This window comes from Anaerofustis stercorihominis DSM 17244 (genome assembly GCF_000154825.1).
Taxonomy (GTDB): Bacteria; Bacillota; Clostridia; order Eubacteriales; family Anaerofustaceae; genus Anaerofustis; species Anaerofustis stercorihominis.
Window position 1 is genome coordinate 1,011,255 of sequence record NZ_DS560019.1, and the last position, 19,042, is coordinate 1,030,296.

The window sequence follows — 19,042 nt, forward strand, 5'->3', positions numbered from 1 at the left end:
TATAGATGATATCAAAAGTTAACAAAAATGAAATCAGAAAGAAAAGACATCTTAGAGTAAGAAATAAGATTAGCGGCACTCCTGAAAGACCAAGACTAAATGTTTTTAGAAGCAATAAGCAAATTTATGCTCAGCTTATTGACGATGTAAACGGAGTAACTCTTGCGGCTGCTTCAAGCTTAGATGCTACAATCAAAGATGAATGTGCTAAGGCTAAAAAACTTGAAGCTGCAACATTAGTTGGCAAAGAAATCGCAAAGAATGCTAAAGCTAAAGATATTAGCGAATGTGTTTTCGATAGAGGCGGCTATGTATATGAAGGTAGAGTTAAAGCTCTAGCTGACGGTGCAAGAGAAGCTGGACTTGAATTTTAAGGAGGCTAAAGGAAATAATGAATAGAAATTTTAATCCTGAAGAATTAGATATAAAAGAAAAAGTTGTTGCGATTAACAGAGTAACAAAAGTTGTTAAAGGTGGTAGAAATTTCCGTTTTAGTACTCTTGTAGTAGTAGGCGATGAAAACGGCCACGTTGGTGTAGGCCTCGGTAAAGCTATAGAAATTCCTGAAGCTATCAGAAAAGGTATTGAAGATGCTAAAAAGAACATGGTAGAAGTTTCTTTGGTTGGTACAACAATCCCTCATGAAACAATCGGTAGATTCGGTGCCGGTAGAGTACTTATGAAACCGGCAGCTAAAGGTACAGGAGTTATCGCTGGTGGTCCTGCCCGTGCAGTAATCGAACTTGCTGGTATTAAAGATATTAGAACAAAATCTCTAGGTTCAAACAATGCTAGCAACATGGTAAAAGCCACATTAGCAGGATTATCTGAATTAGTAACCGTTGAAGAAGTTGCTAAAAAAAGAGGTAAGACTGTAGAAGAAATCTTAGGATAAGGAGCGTGAGAGAATTGGCTAAAGAAAAACAATTAAAGATTACGCTTAAGAAGAGCTTAATAGGTAGAAACGAAAGACAAAGAAAAAGTATTGAAGCATTGGGACTTAGAAAAATCGGTCAAACTGTTTTAAAACAAGATAATGCTCAAATCAGAGGTATTTGTCAAAAAATGGACTTCATGTTAGACGTTGAAGAAATATAATAGGAGGTGTTAGTATGAGATTACACGAACTAAAACCTGCTGAAGGTTCAACAAGAAAGACAATTAGAAAAGGTAGAGGTACAGCTACAGGTAGAGGTAAAACTGCAGGTAGAGGTCAAGACGGACAAAAATCACGTTCAGGCGGTGGTGTTAGACCGGGTTTTGAAGGTGGTCAAATGCCACTTACAAGAAGAGTTCCTAAAAGAGGCTTCTCTAACTATCCTTTCAAAAAAGAATTTGCTATTGTAAATCTTGATAGATTAAATGATCTTGAAAAAGATACTGTAGTAACTAATGATCTTTTAAAAGAACTAGGTATGGTTAAAAATAAATATGAATTTGTTAAAGTTTTAGGTGAAGGGGAAATAAAAGTTCCTTTGACCGTAAAAGTAAATAAAGTAAGTAAATCGGCTAAAGAAAAGATTGAAGCAGCAGGCGGGAAGGTAGAGGTATTATAAAATGCTTACAACTATCAAGAATGCTTGGAATATTCCTGAACTAAGGAAAAGAATTTTATTTACTCTTGCTATGTTATGTATATTCAGACTTGGTGGCTTTATAGCCGTGCCATTCATAGATACTGCTGCTGTAGATACTATGGTAAATAATAATTCAATGTTTGGATTACTTAACATAATTTCGGGTAATAACTTTAGAACATTCTCAATATTCGCTATGTCGATAACACCATATATCAATGCATCTATTATTTTGCAGTTATTGACAATAGCTATTCCGGCGTTAGAAAGACTTTCTCATGAAGGGGAAGAAGGAAGAAAGAAAATTTCTTCTTACACTAGATATTTGACTGTTGTTTTAGCATTAATACAAGCGTTAGGTATTGCATTCAGTTTTAAACAAATATTAACGACTGACAGTGCATTTACCGTAGCAGTGGTAGCACTTACCATTACGGCAGGTACGTCCTTCCTGATGTGGCTTGGTGAAAATATTACGGAACATGGTATCGGCAACGGTATATCAATACTTATTTTTGCCGGTATTATAGCAAACATTCCATCAGCTCTAGGTTACTTATATGAACAAGTAACTTCAGGCTCAATTACAGGAGTACTTTTGGTAATATTCCTTGTATTTGTAATTTTAGTTATAGCCGGAGTTGTTGAAATCAATGAAGGTGTCAGAAAGATACCTGTTCAATATGCAAAGAGAGTTGTAGGCAGAAAAATGTACGGCGGACAAAATACTCATATTCCGCTAAAGATAAACCAATCAGGTGTTATGCCTATAATCTTTGCAAGTACGATAACAATGTTCCCTGCAACATTGGCGTCATTCTTCCCTAACTGGGGATTTGCTGCATGGCTTAGTAAGTCACTTGCATGGGGTGGCGCAGCGTCTACTATACTTTATGTAATTTTAATAGTATTCTTCACTTATTTTTATACTATTGTTACATTCAATCCTGATGATGTTGCAAAGAACTTGAAACAATACGGTGGATTTATTCCCGGAATAAGACCGGGACATTCTACAATTGTTTATTTAAAGAGAACATTAAACAGACTTATGGTTGCCGGAAGTATATTCCTTGTTGTAATAGCGGTACTTCCTATAATCGTGGGTAATGTAATGGATCTTAGTTTACAATTCGGTGGTACAAGTTTACTTATCGTTGTAGGTGTTGCTCTTGAAACTGTAAATCAATTAGAACAACAAATGATTATGAGAAATTATAAAGGTTTCTTAAAATAGTAGGTGATATAAAATGAAATTAGTACTTTTAGGCCCTCCTGGAGCAGGTAAGGGTACACAAGCCAGTAGAATAGTTGATAAATATAATGTGGTTCATATCTCTACAGGAGATATATTCAGAAAAAATCTAAGCGAAAATACACCTCTTGGTAAAAAGGCTAAAGAATATATGGATCAAGGACTGCTGGTTCCCGATGACGTAACTGTTGAAATGGTTGAAGACAGATTATCATGGCCGGATATTACTGACGGCTATATGTTAGATGGTTTTCCAAGAACTATTTCACAGGCTGAATCTTTGGATAAAATTCTTGATAAAGCTGGTGACAAGTTAGACTTAGCCCTTTGTATAGAAGCAGATTATTCACTACTTACTAAAAGAATTACTGGAAGAAGAATGTGTAAATGTGGTGAAACTTATCACGTAGAATTTCATCCGCCGAAAGTAGAAGGCATTTGTGATAAATGCGGCGGCGAGTTATATCAAAGAGATGACGATAAAGAAGATACTGTAGTTAAAAGATTAAAAGAATACGAAGAAAAAACACAACCTCTTGTAGACTATTACGAGAAACAAAATATTTTAAAAACTGTGAATGGATCAAGAACAGTTGATGAAGTATTTGAAGATATTTCAAAGATTCTTGATGAGTGTAAATAATGATTGTACTTAAATCTGATCATGAAATTGACCTAATGAAAAAGGCGGGAAATATAACTGCAAAGGCACACGATGCCGTAAAGAGATATATTAAACCCGGAATGAGTACATCTGATTTAGACAAATTGGTTGAAGATGTTATTTTGACCAATGACGCTACACCGGCTTTTAAAGGTTATATGGGGTTTCCTAAAAGTATTTGTTCTTCAATCAATGATGAAGTGGTACATGGAATACCGGATAAGAAAACCATAATAAATGACGGCGATATAGTAAGCGTTGATATAGGTGCTTTCTATGACGGATATGTGGGAGACCAAGCTAAGACTTATATGGTAGGAAATGTAAGTGACACAGCTAAGAAACTTGTCGAAGTTACGAGACAAAGTTTTTTTGAAGGTCTGAAATGTGTTAAAGAAGGATATCGTATAAGTGACATTTCCAGGGAAATTCAAAATTATGCCGAGAGTCATGGCTTCAGTTTAGTAAGAGATTATACTGGTCATGGTGTAGGACAGGAAATGCATGAAGATCCCGCTGTTCCGAATTACGTAGGGCCAAGGAAAGGTCCAAGACTTTTAAAAGGCATGACAATTGCCATTGAGCCTATGGTAAATGAAGGAACATACGATGTTCACGTTCTCGATAACGGTTGGACGGTAGTCACCGATGACGGAAAACTTTCTGCACATTATGAGCATTCAGTAGCCGTAACGGACGGAGAGCCGATAATTCTTACATTATTATAATGAGGATTTGATTATGGACTATAATGTTGGTGATATTGTTATATCAAAAGCTGGTAGAGACAAAGGTTCTTTTCTGGTCGTTATTGGTTTTTTGGATGATGATAAACTTTTATTAGCGGATGGTAGGCTAAGAAAAACTGAAAATCCAAAAAAGAAAAAAATTAAGCATATTACTAAAATAAATGCTAAAAGTACATTAATTTGTGATAAAATAAAATGTAATGAGAAAATTCCCAATGCGCTTATAAGAAAAGAGATTGAGAGAATTAAAGAAGAAATTTAGGAGGATGTGTTTTAGTGAGTAAGAGTGATTATGTGGAAGCTGAAGGAATTGTTCTTGAAGCAATGCCAAATACAACTTTTAAAGTAAAGTTAGACAATGGACATGAAATTACAGCACATATATCTGGAAAATTAAGAATGAACTACATTAAAATATTACCGGGAGATAAAGTAATTTTAGAAATTTCCCCTTATGATTTGACAAAAGGAAGAATCATCTGGAGAGAAAAAGGCAGATAAAATTACTAAAGTAGGAGGATAGAATTATGAAAGTAAGACCTAGCGTAAAACCTATTTGCGAAAAATGCAAAGTCATTAAACGTAAAGGTAAAGTAATGGTAATTTGTGAAAATCCTAAACACAAACAAAAACAAGGTTAATTAATTTGATATAAAGTATTTTGTCGCGGCTGGATTTATCTGACAAGATCTTTTATATATATAAAATAGTAAATAAATAGTAATCATTAAAAACTAAAAAAATCATACGGAGGTGCAATTGATGGCGAGAATAGCCGGCGTGGATTTACCTAAAGATAAAAGAGTAGAAATAGGTTTAACTTATATCTACGGAATTGGTCAAGCTACTTCAAATAAGCTTTTAGCTGAAGCTGGAATTAATCCGGATACAAGAATAAAAGATTTAAGCGAAGAAGAAGTAAACAAACTTCGTTCATTGATAGATGAAAAAGTTACTGTTGAAGGTGACTTAAGAAGAGAAGTTTCACTTAATATAAAAAGACTAATGGAAATTGGTACTTACAGAGGGTTAAGACATCGTAGAGGATTGCCAGTTAGAGGTCAAAAGAGCAAAACTAATGCCAGAACAAGAAAAGGCCCTAAGAAAACTGTAAGTAGAAAAAGCAAATAATAGATAGATATTATTCTCACAAACTAAGGAGGATTTAGAATTGGCTGCAAAGAAAGTAGTTAGAAGAGGAAAGAAAAAAGTTAAGAAGAATATTGAAAAAGGACAAGCGCATATCCGCTCTACTTTTAACAATACAATAGTTACTTTAACTGACGTTGCAGGTAATGCTTTGGCATGGTCAAGTGCCGGAGAATTAGGCTTCAAAGGTTCAAGAAAAAGTACTCCATATGCTGCACAATCAGCTGCAACAGAAGCTGCTAAAAGAGCTATGGAACATGGTTTAAAAACAATTGATGTATTCGTAAAAGGACCTGGTTCAGGAAGAGAAGCTGCTATCAGAGCACTTCAAGCTGCCGGACTTAACGTTATTTCAATAAAAGACGTTACTCCTATACCACACAATGGTTGTAGACCACCAAAACGCAGAAGAGTTTAATTTAAAAATATAAATTAATATAAACAATTAAGATAATATTTAATTGGAGGTAAAAAATTAATGGCAAGATATACTGAAGCGTCATGTAGACTTTGTAGAAGAGAAAATGAAAAACTTTTCTTAAAAGGATCTAGATGTTACTCAGATAAATGTGCTTTTAATAGAAGACCGACTGCTCCAGGACAACATGGCAGCAAAGGCTCAAAAATGAGTGAATACGGTGTTCAATTAAGAGAAAAGCAAAAAGTAAAAAGAATTTATGGTGTTTTAGAAAAACAATTTAGATTATATTTTGATAAAGCAGAAAGAAAACCTGGTGCAGCTGGTGAAAACTTAATTTCACTATTAGAATCTCGTTTAGATAACGTTGTTTACAGAATGGGATTTGCTTCATCTAGAAAAGAAGCTAGACAATTAGTTAGACATAACCACTTTTTAGTAGATGGTAAAAAAGTTAATATTCCATCTTTCAGTGTAAAAGAAGGTCAAGTGATTAAAGTAAAAGATGATTCTAGAAAATCAAGCAAATTTAAAGAAATCGCAGAAATGAATGAAACAAAAGTTCCAGCAGCATATACACAAGTCGATATGGAAAAAATGGAAGGTAAAATGATTGCCGCTCCTACAAAAGCAGATATCGAAATTCCTATTGAAGACCATCTAATTGTCGAATTATATTCTAAATAAGAATATATGTTTTATACATTATTGGTTAGATTTATGGAATTGGGAGGTTTTATTATATGTTAGAATTTCAAAAACCTAATATTGAGATTGCAGAGATTAGTGCAGATAGAACTTATGGAAAATTTGTTGTAGAACCCCTTGAAAGAGGATATGGAACTACTATCGGTAATTCTCTAAGAAGAATTATGTTATCATCTCTTCCTGGCGCTGCTGTAACTAACGTTAAGATTGAAAATGTATTACACGAATTTGCTACCATTGACGGTGTTGCGGAAGATGTATTACAAATTATATTGAATTTAAAAGATTTATCTGTAAAGTTACATTCTGACGGACCTGTGGATGTACACATACATTCAGAAGGCGAAGGAGAAGTAACCGCAGGTGATATTATCTGCGACAGTGATGTTGAGATTGTGAATCCTGATTTGCATATCGCATCTCTTATGGCTGATGCTGTTCTTGATATGACTATCACTATTGATGGCGGAACAGGATATGTTCCTAGTGAAAAGAACAAAAAAGAAGATATGCCTATAGGTACACTTCCTGTAGACAGTATTTTTACACCTGTAAAGAAAGCTAATTTTGCAGTTGAAAATACTAGAGTGGGAAATGTAACAGATTATGACAAACTTACTATTGAAGTTTGGACTGACGGAACAATTTCTCCTGAAGAAGCGGTTTCTCTTGCAGCTAAAGTAATTAACGATCATCTTCAATTATTTATTGATATGAATGCTAATTTACCAAACGCAAGTTTAATGGTTGAAAGAGAAGAAAACGAAAAAGAAAAAGTTTTAGAAATGTCAATTGACGAATTAGAACTTTCTGTTCGTTCCAGCAACTGCTTGAAGAGAACAAGCATTAATACTGTTGAAGAATTAATTTCAAGAAGTGAAGAAGACATGTCTAAGGTAAGAAATCTCGGTAAGAAATCTTTAAATGAAATAAAGAAAAAACTTGCTGAAATCGGATTATCTTTTAGACAAGGCGATGAATAATAAACACACTAATAAAGGAGGTTTATGATGGCAGGATATAGAAAACTTGGTAAAGCTAGCGATAAAAGAAAAGCTATGCTTAGAGGTTTAGTAACTGACACACTTAGATATGAAAGAATAAACACTACTCTATTTCGTGCAAAAGAAGCAAGAAAAATAGTTGACAAAATGATTACGCTAGGAAAACGCGGCGACTTACATGCAAGAAGACAAGCTCTTTCGTACATTTACGACAAACGTGTCGTAGACAAATTATTTAATGAAATTGCACCTAAATATGAAAATAGAGACGGTGGATATACAAGAATTTATAAGCTTGGCGCTAGACGTGGTGACGGTGCCGAAACAGCAATTTTAGAGTTAGTAAGTGAATAATCAAATAAAAAAATAGTACAAAGGGACAGTTTAAATCACTGTTCCTTTAGCACTATAATATAGGAATTATAAATGTGTATAAATTGTGGATAAACTAAATATATATTTTTATAATACTTATAAGCAGGGTTATAATATGGAAAAAATGATTGAAATAAAAAATGTAAGTTATTCATATAAAGGTGCCGAAGGAGAAGCGAACGTTGAAGCTTTAAAAAATGTTTCTCTTTCTATTAATAAAGGGGAATTTGTAGGGATTATAGGACGTAACGGTTCTGGAAAATCCACATTGGCTAAGCTCCTCAATGGTATATTGATACCTCACGAGGGCGATATATTAATAAATGGGATGAATACCAAGGATGAAGATAAGATATGGGATATAAGGCAGTCCGCAGGGATGATATTTCAAAATCCCGACAATCAAATGGTAGCGACTATCGTTGAAGAAGACGTTGCTTTCGGACCTGAAAATCTTGGTATAGAACCTGCTGAGATACGAAATAGAGTGGAAGATGCTCTTTTAAGTGTAAGAATGAGTGATTTTAGAGACAAGAAACCTCATGAACTTTCAGGAGGTCAAAAACAGCGAATTGCCATAGCCGGAATTCTTGCAATGCAGCCTGAGTGTATAATACTAGATGAGCCTACGGCTATGTTAGACCCTAAGGGGCGAAGAGAAGTTATAAACACAGTAAAGAAACTTAATGAAAAAGGAACTACCATAATATTAATAACTCACTATATGGAAGAAGTGGTTTCTGCGGATAAAGTGTTTATTTTGGACAGGGGCGTTAAAGCTTTCGAAGGCACTCCTAGAGAAGTTTTTTCAAAGGGCGATATGCTTAAAGATTTAATGCTGGAGCCTCCTTATGCAACTAAAGTTGCTTATGAGTTAAAAAAGTCAGGAAAAATAAAGAACGAAAAAATTCTCACACTTGATGAATTAGTGGAGGAAATATGTCAGTAAAAGTAGTTGATTTATGCCATACTTACGGCGAAAACAGTATATTTGAATTCAAAGCTTTGAATAACATAAATTTTGAGGTGAAAAGCGGGGAGTTAATAGGTATCATAGGACATACAGGGAGCGGAAAATCCACATTGATACAACATATCAACAGGTTATTAACACCTACAAGCGGAGAAATATATTTGGACGAGCTTAATATAAATGAAAAAGGCATTCTCATGAAAGATATTTGTTCCAAAGTCGGGCTTGTTTTTCAATATCCGGAGTATCAGCTTTTTGAAGAAACCGTTTATAAAGATATAGCTTTCGGACCTAAGAATATCGGCATGGAAGATATTGACGGATCTGTCAAAAAGTCCATGGCTATGGTAGGTCTTGATTTCGAAACATATAAAGATAAATCTCCCTTTGAACTTTCCGGAGGTCAAAAAAGAAGAGTTGCCATAGCGGGAGTTATAGCTATGGATCCCGATATTTTGATTTTGGATGAGCCTGCAAGCGGACTGGATCCGGTTGGAAGGAAAGAAATACTTGATAATATATATAAACTTCATAAAGATAACAATCTTACTACTTTTTTAGTTTCCCATTCAATGACAGACGTATGCGAATACGCAAGTAAAATAATGGTTTATTCACATGGAGAACTTAAACTTTTTGATGAATCTAAAGAAGTATTTAAGGAAGTTGAACTACTTAAAGAAATAGGTTTAAGTATTCCTGAAGGAAAAGAGTTAATGTTAAAGTTAAAGGAAAAGGGACTTGATGCAAATACCGATTTATTTACATTCGAAGATGTAGTTAAAGAAATAGATAATCTAATTTAAGGAAATATAATATGTTAAATGATATTACAATAGGTCAATATTATCCGACAGGGTCTATCATTCATAGACTTGACCCCAGAGTTAAAATATTTGTAACATTTCTATACATGATTTTACTGTTTATGGTTAAATCATTTATAGGTTTTTTAGGTATGTTTTTATTGCTAGTTATTCCTGTAGTATTATCAAAAGTTCCTGTGAGTTATCTATTAAAAGGGCTTAAAGGTTTGATCATTATTATCCTTTTCACTGTTTGTCTTAATATGTTTATGACTCCCGGAACTGTTTTATATAAAATAGGTTTTTTGAAAATAACCGACAATGGGCTTAGAAATGCAGTATTAATGGCAGTTAGACTTATATTACTCGTAACAGGAACATCTCTATTGACACTGGTTACTTCTCCTATATCCCTTACGGACGGTATGGAAAGGCTTATGAAAAAAGTACCGCTAGTAAAAAATTATGCTCATGAACTTGCAATGATGATGAGTATTGCTTTAAGATTTATACCTACACTCATGGAAGAAACCACAAGGATAATAAACGCACAGAAATCAAGAGGAGCGGATTTTGAAAGCAGAAATATAATTTCCAGAGCAAAAGCTTTCATTCCTGTCCTTATACCATTGTTTTTATCTGCATTTCAGAGAGCCGAAGATTTAGCTCTTGCCATGGAAGCCAGATGTTACAGAGGTGGAGAGAACAGAACAAGGATGAAAGAATTAAAATATTCCAAGGCTGACAGTTACGCATATATGTATGGAGCTTTAATGCTTATATTTACCATCGCTACAAATATTCTTCATAGTAAGGGGATTTTATAATGCGAAATATTCTTATTACAATAGAATATGACGGGAAAAATTATGTCGGCTGGCAAATGCAGAATAATGGTATCAGTGTAGAAGAAAAGGTTAAAACTGCAATAGAAAAGCTCGTAAAAGAAGAAGTCAAACTTTATGGAAGCGGAAGGACCGACAGCGGAGTTCATGCTTTGGGACAGGCTGCGAGCTTTTATACAAATTCAAATATAAGTGCAGATAAATTACCTTATGGGATAAATTCATTTTTGCCCGAGGATATAAGAGTTATTAAAGCTGAAGAAAAAGAAGAAGATTTTCATGCCAGATACAGCGCAAAGGGAAAAGAGTACGTTTATCTTATTTATAACAGGAGCATAATGAACCCTATATATAAGGGAAGAGCAAGTCATGTGTTTTATAAACTTGATTTGGATAAAATGAAAAGAGCTAGTAAATCTTTGATAGGCATACATGATTTTGCTGGATTTATGGGCAGCGGAAGCGACGTGAAAAGCACTGTAAGAGAGATTTACGATATAGATATTACTAAAGATAATGATTTGATTAAGATTAAGATTTCCGGAAGCGGATTTTTATATAATATGGTCAGAATCATAGTTGCTTCTTTGATTGATATCGGAAGAGGTCGGTTTGATGAAAATAGGATCGAGGAAATCCTAGAAACAAAACAAAGAAGTATGGCAAATGTGACTGCGCCTGCTGTAGGACTGTATTTAAACAAAGTTTTTTACTAAAAACCGCTTATAATGTGAAAAATATGTTGACATAAAAGGAAAAATAATCTAAAATAAATAGGCTAGATATTTTATAGGTGTCGTTAGCCCCGTACTTTATAAAATATATAAGCAGCAAAATTAAATTAAAATATTATAAGTATTGTGGAGGTTTAACGAAATGTTAACAAAGTCAACTGGTATTGCTAAACCCCAACAAATTGATAAGAAATGGTATGTAGTAGATGCTGATGGCAAAACACTAGGTAGATTATGTAGTGAAATCGCTAAAGTATTAACGGGTAAAAATAAACCATGCTATACACCTAATATTGATACTGGGGATTATGTAATTGTAATTAATGCAGAAAAAATTCATCTAACAGGAAATAAATTATTAGATAAAAAATATTATAGACATACCGGATATCCGGGTGGAAGAAAAGAAGTAGCTTACAAAGATTTGATTGCAAACAAACCTGAATTTGTAATTGAAAAAGCTGTAAAAGGTATGCTTCCAAAGAATAAACTTGGAAGACAGCAAATAAAGAAATTGAAAGTATACGCAGGAAGTGAACATGAACATGCAGCACAAAAACCTGAAGTACTTAATATAAAGTAGGAGGGAATAGATGGCAGAGCAAGTTATGGCTACAGGCAGAAGAAAACATTCTGTTGCGAGAGTAGTTTTAAAACAAGGTAATGGTAAAATAACTATTAATGGTAGAGATATCGAAGAATACTTTGGTGGAAATGATACACTAAAATTAATCGCTAGACAATCATTGGTTCTAACAAATAGTGCTGATAAATTTGACATTAGTGTTAATGTTTACGGTGGTGGAATATCTGGTCAAGCCGGAGCAATCAGACATGGTATTTCCAGAGCTTTAGTTGCTGAAAATCCTGATCTTAGAAAAGAAGTAAAAAAAGCAGGTTTCTTAACTAGAGATTCAAGAATGAAAGAAAGAAAGAAATATGGTCTTAAGAAAGCTAGAAAGGCTCCACAATTTTCAAAAAGATAATATATTATATATACAAAAGTTCAAGGATTTTATTCCTTGGACTTTTTATTATTTTAATGTGTTATATAAGATAATAGTTAAGCTATTTATTTGTATTATCGTTGAATTTTATTTTTATAATATACAAGATTACAGAAAAAAAGCATATCATATGATATAATATATTATATTGTATTCGTTTAAATGAAGGGAGATTGAAATTGGTTTATTTAAAAGAAAAAAAGAAGCTGACAGCAAAGAAATTGAAGCAAGAGAAAATAATAAGGTGTTATTGGATAAATTTGTTATGAAAAAGGCTTTAGGGGTAAAAAAATATCCTGATGCTATGCAATTTATTTACGATGATCAAAATAGATGGTTTGCTGTTGCACAGGGACCGGCTGAAAGCTTCAAGGAAAAAGAACCTTGGGTTATAGAGTATGATCAAGTTGAAGACGTATGGCTTGAGGTGGACGAATATTGGACAGAAACAGGAGAAAAATATGCTCAGAGGGGAATGGGTACATTACTTCAGGAAGATTTTAAAAAAGTTTACTGGAGATATGATTTTTATATGAATATAAAGACAAGTCATCCGTATGCAAAAAAAATAAGATATCAAATGAATTATAAAACGGCTGTGTTGAAAATTCCAGGTTTTAGTCTTTTTGTTCATAGGGGATTAGATTTGAGCGGAAAGTATAAACCTGCAAAAATCGAGGCTGAAATTGATAGGTTAAAACAATTTGCCGTTGAGTGTGATAAAGCCATAAAAAGAGGCAAGGTTGTAGATGTTCTTATTGGAGATAAACCGGATAATTTCTTTGAACGTATTGTAAAAGGTGTTGTTGATAACTATTATATAAGTCGTATAGATAAAATATGCAAAACAATGAAAAGAGCTGAAGTTATAAGTGAGGTTCTTAATAAATAGGCTATTATATAAATAAAAATTAAGTTTGATTTATATAATGGATTTATCATCATTACTGAAAGATTTTATTTGTTTTTGTATTTGGTTATCAGTAATAAATTTATATAGAATATTGATTGTAGATATATTATAAAAAATAAGTTTTTCCGTTTAAATAAATTTTTACTGTATTTTTACATTTTATTTACTTTAAATATGGTAAAATATGGTGAGCATAAAAAATACAATATTGGAAAAATTTTCATAGTATGTTAAAATATAAATGGAAATAGGAGGTTTACTATGAGTGGCTTTAATTTAGTAGTCCCAAGTAAAATTATATTTGGAGAGGGTAAAATACATACTTTAAATAAATATATTTTAGAATATGGTGATAATATTCTCTTTTTATGCGGGAAGACTTCATTAAAGGCTTCGGGAATGTATGATAAAATAATTGAAAATTTTGAAAGTGATAATATTAGTTATGAAATACATTCGATTAAAGAAGAACCAAGTGTAGAAATCATAGATAATCTTGCGAGCGAATATAGAAATAAAAGAGTGGATGCGATTGTAAGTATCGGTGGCGGAAGCGTAATCGATACCGGCAAAGCACTAAGCAGTATGCTCAAAGAAGACAGAAGTATAAAAGACTTTTTGGAAGGCGTTGGAACGAGAACACCTAGCGGAAAGAAAGTTCCTTTTATTGCAGTTCCGACTACAAGCGGTACCGGCAGTGAAGCTACAAAAAATGCGGTTATTAAAGGTATGGACGGAGAAGTTAGATTTAAAAAATCTATAAGGCACGATAATCTTATGCCTAATGTGGCACTTGTGGATCCCGTGCTGACATTGAACTGTCCTAAGAATGTAACGATGCAAAGCGGAATAGATGCTTTTTGTCAATTGCTTGAAGCATATATTTGTACCAATTCCAATACATTTACAGATATGCTTGCCGAAAAAGGTTTAAAAAGAATGTGTGAAAGTATTCTTAGTGCATATAATAATGGAGAAGACCTTGATGCAAGAAATGATGTAGCATATGCTTCATTGTTATCCGGTATATGTATGGCAAATGCGGGACTTACTACCATTCATGGTTTTGCAGGAGTTATCGGCGGTTTTTACGATAACATCCCTCACGGAGCTATTTGTGCAAGTTTACTGCATGGCGCTACCGTTGTTAATATTCAAAAGATAAAAGATTTTGAACCTAATAATCCTGCTGCGTATAAATACGCAAAGATCGGAGCATTCTTGATGGATGCTAACTATTCTCCTGACAGGCATGAGGTATTTTTCAGAGCGGTGGTTGATACTTTGAAAAGTTGGAATGAAGAGATGAACATACCAAGACTTTCGGATTTTGGTATCGAAGAAGATGATTTCTGGAAAATACTTGAGGAAGCAAAACAAAGGTATAATCCTGTTAAACTTTCAAACAGTGAAATGGAGAAAATTTTAGAATATAGTTATTAAAGGAGGCTATCATGGCTGAAGTAACAATCTATACAACTTCTACATGTCCATATTGTAAAATGGCAAAGGAGTTATTAAAACAAAAAGGAATTGATTATGAAGAAAGAATGGTTGAATTCGGAAGTGAAGAACTTGTGGATTTAGTTAGCAGAACTCATCATAGAACAGTTCCTCAAATATTCTTTGGTGAAGAGTTTATCGGCGGATATGACGATTTACAGAAGTACTTAACTACAAAAGAATTTACGGAAAAATAATACAAAAGAAGGTCTTATGACTTTCTTTTTTTTATATTTATTACATTTATTAACTAAATATCTGTTAAACAAAACTAATTATATATTGATATAATGCTTTTAAACGGAGGTTAAAAATGAGAAATGATGAAGAAAATATAAATGAATTAGAAGAAGAAAATGAAGATGTAATTTTAATAGGTTACGATGGAGAAGATACTAAGGGGAGTATTGATTCTCTTTCCTCAAGGTCATCTTATTATCCTTTATCCGCTAATCAAGGCAGAGTGTTAAATGAGAAGGTGGATGTTTTTTTAGATAATATTAACGATTTGGAAAATAGAATAGAAACTTTGCTTGATATGTTTTATCCAATAGGGAGTATTTATCAAAGTACTAAAAATATTGACCCAAATACTGTTATAGGCGGAACATGGCAAAAGATAGAAGGACAGTTTTTATTCGCAAGTTCTTCTAAATATTCACTTGGCAGTGTCGGAGGGATTGATAAAAATACTTTAGTTGCTAATAATATACCTTTATTGTCGGTTACTACAAAAATCAATCAAACTACATTAAAAGGGGCATTTGCTAATTTTGCCGCTCAAAGTTCCGGACAGGGCCCAACTGCAAGTGGTATATGTGAAGTTTACTTATCAGGGGATTATGGTGGATATGGAACATCTAAAGCTGGAATGAAAGATTCAGTTAGAATAGATGCTTCACATAGCCATACTGCAACATCAACAGCAGGAAATTCTTCTCCTCAAGCAATAGAAAATATGCCGCCTTATAAGGTTATAAATATGTGGGAGAGGATAGGATAAAGAGATTATTAAAATAATCTCTTTTTTTATTAAATTTACTGAATATTGCAATCATTTACATTATTTAATATTCATAAAAATAATAAAATTTTCTTTATTGACTTGAACTATACATGTTTTTTATTTATTATATTCATACTACATTAGTAGGAAAGGAGATAAATAGGTAATGAGAGTATATTTGGATAATGCCGCTACTACAAGACCTTACAATGAAGTAAGAGAAATAGTAGATGAATATAACGATAAATATTATGCCAATGCATCTTCTCTTCACTCTTTCGGCAGAGAAGCCAGAAAGGGTATAGAATGGGCAAGAGAAGAAATCGCGGGTTTAATAAATGCTTCTCCCAGAGAAATCATTTTTACTTCGGGTGCAACAGAAAGTGATAACTGGGCAATAAGAGGTGCAGCTTATCATAATAAAAATAAAGGCAGACATATTATAACTTCAGCTATAGAGCATCATGCCGTACTTCATACTTGCAGTCAGCTTGAAAAGGAAGGTTTTGACGTTACTTATCTTCCCGTTGACAGTGACGGAAACATAAATATAAGAGAATTAAAAGATGCAATAAGAGAAGATACTATCCTCATAAGTATTATGGCGGCAAATAATGAAATAGGTACTATCGAGCCGATCAAAGAAATAGGTGAAATTGCCGGAAAAAAAGGTATATTATTTCATACGGATGCGGTTCAGGCTGTGGGTAAAATGGATATTGATGTGGATAAAATGAATATTGATTTGCTTTCAATGTCTGCTCATAAAATTCACGGACCGAAAGGTGTAGGCTTTTTATATATAAATAAAAAAGTGATACTTGATGTATTTATGCAAGGGGGAGGACAGGAAAGAGCTTTAAGAGCGGGGACCTATAATGCTCCTTCTATAGCGGGATTCGGTAAAGCCGTTGAAATAATGAAGAAATCTATGAGTGATGATGTTAAATATATTGAAAAACTTAGAGATTATTTTATTGATGATATTTTAAAGAATGTTCCGGATACAATTTTAAACGGAAGCAGAGAGCATAGACTTTGCAATAATATTAACTTTACTTTTAAAGGTATTGAAGGCGAAGCATTCCTATATGCTTTAGACTTGGAAGGTATAGCGTGCTCGACGGGCTCTGCATGTACTGCAGACTCGGGAAGTGAATCTCATGTAATAGATGCTCTCGGAGACAGTAATAAATTTGAAGTGGGAGCAAGCGTAAGATTTTCTTTATCTAAATTCAATACAAAAGAAGAAATTGATTATACTATCGAAGTTTTAAAAAGAACAGTAGAAAGGCTTAGAAAACTAAGTCCGTTTTATTAAGGAGGAATTAATTATGTATAATGATATTGTATTAGACCATTTCCAAAATCCAAGAAATGTTGGTGTTATAGAAGATGCTACGGTTGTAGCAAAAGAAGCCAGTCCGTCTTGCGGAGATACAACGGAGTTTTTCTTAAAGATAGACGATAATGATGTTATTACCGATATTAAATTCAGAACTTTCGGATGTGCCGCTGCAATAGCAAGTGCAAGCATGTCAACTGAGCTTATTAAAGGGAAGACTGTAGAGGAAGCAAGAAAGATAACAAATAAGATGGTTGTGGATTCTCTGGGAGGACTTCCAGCTCCAAAAGTACATTGTTCCGTTCTTGCCGAAGGTGTTATAAATAAAGCTTTGGATGAATATGTAGCTAATAAGAATAACAATTAAAACTGTATTGTAAATGATAATTCTTTATGCTATAATCTAAAGAAGAAATTATTTTTCGGAGGATGAAAATGAAACATATTAAAAAAGTGAACGAAGTAAGAGAAGATAGAAAAAATAAAGGTTGCGGAGAATGTGCTACATCTTGCCAATCAGCATGCAAAACTTCTTGTACTGTTGGTAACCAACCTTGCGAAAATAAATAATAAAAAATAATAGAATAAAAAAAGCAACCTTTTGGTTGCCTTTTTTTAAGTTAAGAGGAAGTTATGGGAATATATAAATATAAATTTAAAGATAAATACATAGTACTTGATATAAATTCATCACTTGTATATGACGTAGATGAAATGACATATGATGTTCTTGATTATTATAAAAAAGAAAGTTCAGAAAAAATAGTAAGTATTCTTAAAAGTAAATACGACGAAGAAGAAATTAAAGAAGTAATTGGAGAACTTAAAGAACTTGAAGCAGAGAACAGACTCTATACTCCGGAAAAGAAAGTAAACAGAAAGTTATACGAAAAGGGTATAGTTAAAGCGATGTGCCTTCATGTATCGCATGACTGTAATCTTGCCTGCCGTTACTGTTTTGCTTCCGGGGGAAACTTCAATATGAAAAAAGAAGTAATGAATATCGAAACAGCGAAGAAAGCTATTGATTTTATTATAAGTAATTCAGGTAATAAAGTTCATCTTGAAGTAGATTTCTTTGGAGGCGAACCGCTTCTTAATTTTGATGTTGTTAAGAAGACTGTTGAATATGCTAAGGAAGAAGCTAAGAAGCATAACAAGATATTCAGGTTTACTTTAACTACAAACTGCGTTTTATTAAATGATGAGATAATTGATTATCTAAATAAGGAAATGTATAATGTAGTATTATCATTGGACGGAAGGAAAGAAATCAATGATTATACTAGACCTACTGCAAACGGTAAGGGCAGTTATGATTTGATTATAGAAAATATCAAAAAAGTGGCTAAATCAAGAGATGAACTCGGACTTGATTATTACATAAGAGGAACGTATACAAAGCATAATTTGGACTTTTATAAGGACGTTAAGCATTTTTCCGATATAGGGTTAAAACAGTTATCAGTCGAAAGTGTCGTTGCAGATGAAAATGAAGAATATGCAATAACGAATAAAGATTTGCCTGAGATAATGGAAAGTTATGATAAATTGACTGATATTTATTTAGATAGGCTTGGAACGGATAAAGAGTTTAGATTTTTCCATTTTAATGTAGATTTAGACGGCGGGAAATGTGAATATAAAAGAGTATCCGGCTGCGGTGCGGGATGTGAATATATCGCAGTGACTCCCTTCGGAGATATTTATCCGTGTCATCAATTTGTTGGAAATACTGATTTTGTAATGGGTAACTTAAATGACGGGATCACCAATGATGAAATAAGAAATAAATTTTACAGTTCAAACAGTGTTTTGGATAAAAAAGAATGTGAGGACTGCTTCTGTAAATATTTCTGCGGAGGCGGATGTCATGCAAACAGCTATAATTTCAACAAGGATATAAACGGTATTTATGAAACGGGATGTGATATCCTGAGAAAAAGGATGGAATGTGCCATATATATTAAATGCAAAGAAAAAGAACTTGTTGACTAGAAAATAAAAACGC

At 33.3% G+C, this 19,042-nt stretch carries 29 protein-coding genes; all 29 read left to right on the forward strand.

The genetic code is table 11. From position 1 onward, the window contains the following. The first annotated feature begins 5 nt into the window (after positions 1–5). The 29 genes from rplR to scfB all read left to right on the forward strand — a co-directional run bounded on the left by rplR (position 6) and on the right by scfB (position 19,029). Positions 6–374, forward strand: coding sequence for a 50S ribosomal protein L18 (gene rplR, locus ANASTE_RS09590; RefSeq protein ID WP_007050819.1), 369 nt, complete (start codon positions 6–8; stop codon positions 372–374). 17 nt (positions 375–391) lie between these two features. Then, on the forward strand, positions 392–895 hold the full coding sequence (gene rpsE, locus ANASTE_RS09595) for a 30S ribosomal protein S5 (protein WP_007050820.1): 504 nt from the start codon (positions 392–394) through the stop codon (positions 893–895). A gap of 5 nt (positions 896–900) precedes the next feature. Beyond that, positions 901–1,098, forward strand: coding sequence for a 50S ribosomal protein L30 (gene rpmD / locus ANASTE_RS09600; RefSeq protein WP_007050821.1), 198 nt, complete (start codon positions 901–903; stop codon positions 1,096–1,098). A gap of 14 nt (positions 1,099–1,112) precedes the next feature. Continuing rightward, on the forward strand, positions 1,113–1,556 hold the full coding sequence (gene rplO, locus ANASTE_RS09605) for a 50S ribosomal protein L15 (protein WP_007050822.1): 444 nt from the start codon (positions 1,113–1,115) through the stop codon (positions 1,554–1,556). Position 1,557: 1 nt separating this feature from the next. Next, positions 1,558–2,814 (forward strand): preprotein translocase subunit SecY, encoded by a 1,257-nt coding sequence (secY, locus tag ANASTE_RS09610; protein WP_007050823.1) that lies wholly within the window; start codon positions 1,558–1,560, stop codon positions 2,812–2,814. A 13-nt stretch (positions 2,815–2,827) separates the two neighbouring features. Beyond that, positions 2,828–3,475, forward strand: a complete 648-nt coding sequence (locus ANASTE_RS09615) for an adenylate kinase (RefSeq protein ID WP_007050824.1) — start codon at positions 2,828–2,830, stop codon at positions 3,473–3,475. Next, complete coding sequence (gene map, locus ANASTE_RS09620) at positions 3,475–4,224, forward strand: type I methionyl aminopeptidase (protein WP_007050825.1); 750 nt, start codon at positions 3,475–3,477, stop codon at positions 4,222–4,224. The genes ANASTE_RS09615 and map overlap by 1 nt, the downstream gene beginning before the upstream one ends. Positions 4,225–4,237: 13 nt before the next feature. Next, on the forward strand, positions 4,238–4,507 hold the full coding sequence (locus ANASTE_RS09625) for a hypothetical protein (protein ID WP_007050826.1): 270 nt from the start codon (positions 4,238–4,240) through the stop codon (positions 4,505–4,507). Positions 4,508–4,521: 14 nt separating this feature from the next. Continuing rightward, positions 4,522–4,746, forward strand: coding sequence for a translation initiation factor IF-1 (infA, locus tag ANASTE_RS09630; RefSeq protein ID WP_007050827.1), 225 nt, complete (start codon positions 4,522–4,524; stop codon positions 4,744–4,746). A gap of 26 nt (positions 4,747–4,772) precedes the next feature. Further along, positions 4,773–4,886, forward strand: a complete 114-nt coding sequence (rpmJ, locus tag ANASTE_RS09635) for a 50S ribosomal protein L36 (protein WP_002509257.1) — start codon at positions 4,773–4,775, stop codon at positions 4,884–4,886. A gap of 121 nt (positions 4,887–5,007) precedes the next feature. Continuing rightward, on the forward strand, positions 5,008–5,376 hold the full coding sequence (gene rpsM, locus ANASTE_RS09640) for a 30S ribosomal protein S13 (RefSeq protein ID WP_007050828.1): 369 nt from the start codon (positions 5,008–5,010) through the stop codon (positions 5,374–5,376). A 40-nt stretch (positions 5,377–5,416) separates the two neighbouring features. After that, the gene (rpsK, locus tag ANASTE_RS09645; RefSeq protein ID WP_007050829.1) at positions 5,417–5,812 is read left to right on the forward strand and encodes a 30S ribosomal protein S11; all 396 of its coding nucleotides are present in this window, start codon (positions 5,417–5,419) and stop codon (positions 5,810–5,812) included. A 60-nt stretch (positions 5,813–5,872) separates the two neighbouring features. After that, on the forward strand, positions 5,873–6,499 hold the full coding sequence (gene rpsD, locus ANASTE_RS09650; protein ID WP_007050830.1) for a 30S ribosomal protein S4: 627 nt from the start codon (positions 5,873–5,875) through the stop codon (positions 6,497–6,499). A gap of 56 nt (positions 6,500–6,555) precedes the next feature. Further along, positions 6,556–7,503 (forward strand): DNA-directed RNA polymerase subunit alpha, encoded by a 948-nt coding sequence (locus ANASTE_RS09655; protein ID WP_007050831.1) that lies wholly within the window; start codon positions 6,556–6,558, stop codon positions 7,501–7,503. Positions 7,504–7,530: 27 nt separating this feature from the next. Beyond that, positions 7,531–7,878, forward strand: coding sequence for a 50S ribosomal protein L17 (gene rplQ / locus ANASTE_RS09660; protein WP_039945550.1), 348 nt, complete (start codon positions 7,531–7,533; stop codon positions 7,876–7,878). A 136-nt stretch (positions 7,879–8,014) separates the two neighbouring features. After that, positions 8,015–8,848, forward strand: coding sequence for an energy-coupling factor transporter ATPase (locus tag ANASTE_RS09665; protein ID WP_039945552.1), 834 nt, complete (start codon positions 8,015–8,017; stop codon positions 8,846–8,848). Further along, positions 8,839–9,678, forward strand: a complete 840-nt coding sequence (locus ANASTE_RS09670) for an energy-coupling factor transporter ATPase (protein ID WP_007050834.1) — start codon at positions 8,839–8,841, stop codon at positions 9,676–9,678. The genes ANASTE_RS09665 and ANASTE_RS09670 overlap by 10 nt, the downstream gene beginning before the upstream one ends. 11 nt (positions 9,679–9,689) lie before the next feature. Beyond that, on the forward strand, positions 9,690–10,505 hold the full coding sequence (locus tag ANASTE_RS09675; protein WP_007050835.1) for an energy-coupling factor transporter transmembrane component T family protein: 816 nt from the start codon (positions 9,690–9,692) through the stop codon (positions 10,503–10,505). Continuing rightward, on the forward strand, positions 10,505–11,239 hold the full coding sequence (truA, locus tag ANASTE_RS09680) for a tRNA pseudouridine(38-40) synthase TruA (RefSeq protein WP_007050836.1): 735 nt from the start codon (positions 10,505–10,507) through the stop codon (positions 11,237–11,239). Before ANASTE_RS09675 ends, truA begins: the two co-directional genes overlap by 1 nt. Positions 11,240–11,399: 160 nt before the next feature. After that, positions 11,400–11,840, forward strand: a complete 441-nt coding sequence (gene rplM, locus ANASTE_RS09685) for a 50S ribosomal protein L13 (RefSeq protein WP_007050837.1) — start codon at positions 11,400–11,402, stop codon at positions 11,838–11,840. Between the two features lie 10 nt (positions 11,841–11,850). Then, entirely contained in the window at positions 11,851–12,243 is a 393-nt protein-coding gene (gene rpsI / locus ANASTE_RS09690) for a 30S ribosomal protein S9 (RefSeq protein ID WP_007050838.1), read from the forward strand. Between the two features lie 271 nt (positions 12,244–12,514). Continuing rightward, on the forward strand, positions 12,515–13,156 hold the full coding sequence (locus ANASTE_RS09695) for a hypothetical protein (RefSeq protein ID WP_148344979.1): 642 nt from the start codon (positions 12,515–12,517) through the stop codon (positions 13,154–13,156). A gap of 282 nt (positions 13,157–13,438) precedes the next feature. Continuing rightward, positions 13,439–14,620 carry an iron-containing alcohol dehydrogenase gene (locus ANASTE_RS09700; RefSeq protein WP_007050840.1) on the forward strand — a complete coding sequence of 394 codons (1,182 nt, stop codon included), beginning with the start codon at positions 13,439–13,441 and terminating at the stop codon, positions 14,618–14,620. Between the two features lie 11 nt (positions 14,621–14,631). After that, positions 14,632–14,877, forward strand: coding sequence for a glutaredoxin domain-containing protein (locus ANASTE_RS09705; protein WP_007050841.1), 246 nt, complete (start codon positions 14,632–14,634; stop codon positions 14,875–14,877). A 116-nt stretch (positions 14,878–14,993) separates the two neighbouring features. Continuing rightward, entirely contained in the window at positions 14,994–15,683 is a 690-nt protein-coding gene (locus tag ANASTE_RS11535) for a phage baseplate protein (protein ID WP_007050842.1), read from the forward strand. Positions 15,684–15,852: 169 nt separating this feature from the next. Next, positions 15,853–17,007, forward strand: coding sequence for a cysteine desulfurase family protein (locus ANASTE_RS09715; protein ID WP_007050843.1), 1,155 nt, complete (start codon positions 15,853–15,855; stop codon positions 17,005–17,007). 13 nt (positions 17,008–17,020) lie between these two features. Next, a complete protein-coding gene (locus ANASTE_RS09720) occupies positions 17,021–17,398 on the forward strand; it encodes an iron-sulfur cluster scaffold-like protein (protein WP_007050844.1) in 378 nt (125 codons plus the stop codon). Between the two features lie 68 nt (positions 17,399–17,466). After that, on the forward strand, positions 17,467–17,601 hold the full coding sequence (scfA, locus tag ANASTE_RS11780; RefSeq protein ID WP_083781768.1) for a six-cysteine ranthipeptide SCIFF: 135 nt from the start codon (positions 17,467–17,469) through the stop codon (positions 17,599–17,601). A 63-nt stretch (positions 17,602–17,664) separates the two neighbouring features. Continuing rightward, on the forward strand, positions 17,665–19,029 hold the full coding sequence (gene scfB, locus ANASTE_RS09725; protein WP_007050846.1) for a thioether cross-link-forming SCIFF peptide maturase: 1,365 nt from the start codon (positions 17,665–17,667) through the stop codon (positions 19,027–19,029). Positions 19,030–19,042: the final 13 nt, after the last annotated feature.

Bases quoted from the DNA above. Each gene is read 5' to 3' on its own strand.
- ANASTE_RS09715 (WP_007050843.1), top strand. From the start codon at position 15,853: ATGAGAGTATATTTGGATAATGCCGCTACTACAAGACCTTACAATGAA.
- ANASTE_RS09720 (WP_007050844.1), top strand. From the start codon at position 17,021: ATGTATAATGATATTGTATTAGACCATTTCCAAAATCCAAGAAATGTT.
- ANASTE_RS09655 (WP_007050831.1), top strand. From the start codon at position 6,556: ATGTTAGAATTTCAAAAACCTAATATTGAGATTGCAGAGATTAGTGCA.
- ANASTE_RS09615 (WP_007050824.1), top strand. From the start codon at position 2,828: ATGAAATTAGTACTTTTAGGCCCTCCTGGAGCAGGTAAGGGTACACAA.
- rpsI (WP_007050838.1), top strand. From the start codon at position 11,851: ATGGCAGAGCAAGTTATGGCTACAGGCAGAAGAAAACATTCTGTTGCG.
- ANASTE_RS09675 (WP_007050835.1), top strand. From the start codon at position 9,690: ATGTTAAATGATATTACAATAGGTCAATATTATCCGACAGGGTCTATC.
- rpsE (WP_007050820.1), top strand. From the start codon at position 392: ATGAATAGAAATTTTAATCCTGAAGAATTAGATATAAAAGAAAAAGTT.
- rpsD (WP_007050830.1), top strand. From the start codon at position 5,873: ATGGCAAGATATACTGAAGCGTCATGTAGACTTTGTAGAAGAGAAAAT.
- ANASTE_RS09665 (WP_039945552.1), top strand. From the start codon at position 8,015: ATGGAAAAAATGATTGAAATAAAAAATGTAAGTTATTCATATAAAGGT.
- ANASTE_RS11535 (WP_007050842.1), top strand. From the start codon at position 14,994: ATGAGAAATGATGAAGAAAATATAAATGAATTAGAAGAAGAAAATGAA.
- secY (WP_007050823.1), top strand. From the start codon at position 1,558: ATGCTTACAACTATCAAGAATGCTTGGAATATTCCTGAACTAAGGAAA.
- ANASTE_RS09705 (WP_007050841.1), top strand. From the start codon at position 14,632: ATGGCTGAAGTAACAATCTATACAACTTCTACATGTCCATATTGTAAA.
- ANASTE_RS09700 (WP_007050840.1), top strand. From the start codon at position 13,439: ATGAGTGGCTTTAATTTAGTAGTCCCAAGTAAAATTATATTTGGAGAG.
- map (WP_007050825.1), top strand. From the start codon at position 3,475: ATGATTGTACTTAAATCTGATCATGAAATTGACCTAATGAAAAAGGCG.
- rplQ (WP_039945550.1), top strand. From the start codon at position 7,531: ATGGCAGGATATAGAAAACTTGGTAAAGCTAGCGATAAAAGAAAAGCT.
- scfA (WP_083781768.1), top strand. From the start codon at position 17,467: ATGAAACATATTAAAAAAGTGAACGAAGTAAGAGAAGATAGAAAAAAT.
- rpmJ (WP_002509257.1), top strand. From the start codon at position 4,773: ATGAAAGTAAGACCTAGCGTAAAACCTATTTGCGAAAAATGCAAAGTC.
- rpsM (WP_007050828.1), top strand. From the start codon at position 5,008: ATGGCGAGAATAGCCGGCGTGGATTTACCTAAAGATAAAAGAGTAGAA.
- ANASTE_RS09670 (WP_007050834.1), top strand. From the start codon at position 8,839: ATGTCAGTAAAAGTAGTTGATTTATGCCATACTTACGGCGAAAACAGT.
- rplM (WP_007050837.1), top strand. From the start codon at position 11,400: ATGTTAACAAAGTCAACTGGTATTGCTAAACCCCAACAAATTGATAAG.
- ANASTE_RS09625 (WP_007050826.1), top strand. From the start codon at position 4,238: ATGGACTATAATGTTGGTGATATTGTTATATCAAAAGCTGGTAGAGAC.
- truA (WP_007050836.1), top strand. From the start codon at position 10,505: ATGCGAAATATTCTTATTACAATAGAATATGACGGGAAAAATTATGTC.
- rplR (WP_007050819.1), top strand. From the start codon at position 6: ATGATATCAAAAGTTAACAAAAATGAAATCAGAAAGAAAAGACATCTT.
- rplO (WP_007050822.1), top strand. From the start codon at position 1,113: ATGAGATTACACGAACTAAAACCTGCTGAAGGTTCAACAAGAAAGACA.
- scfB (WP_007050846.1), top strand. From the start codon at position 17,665: ATGGGAATATATAAATATAAATTTAAAGATAAATACATAGTACTTGAT.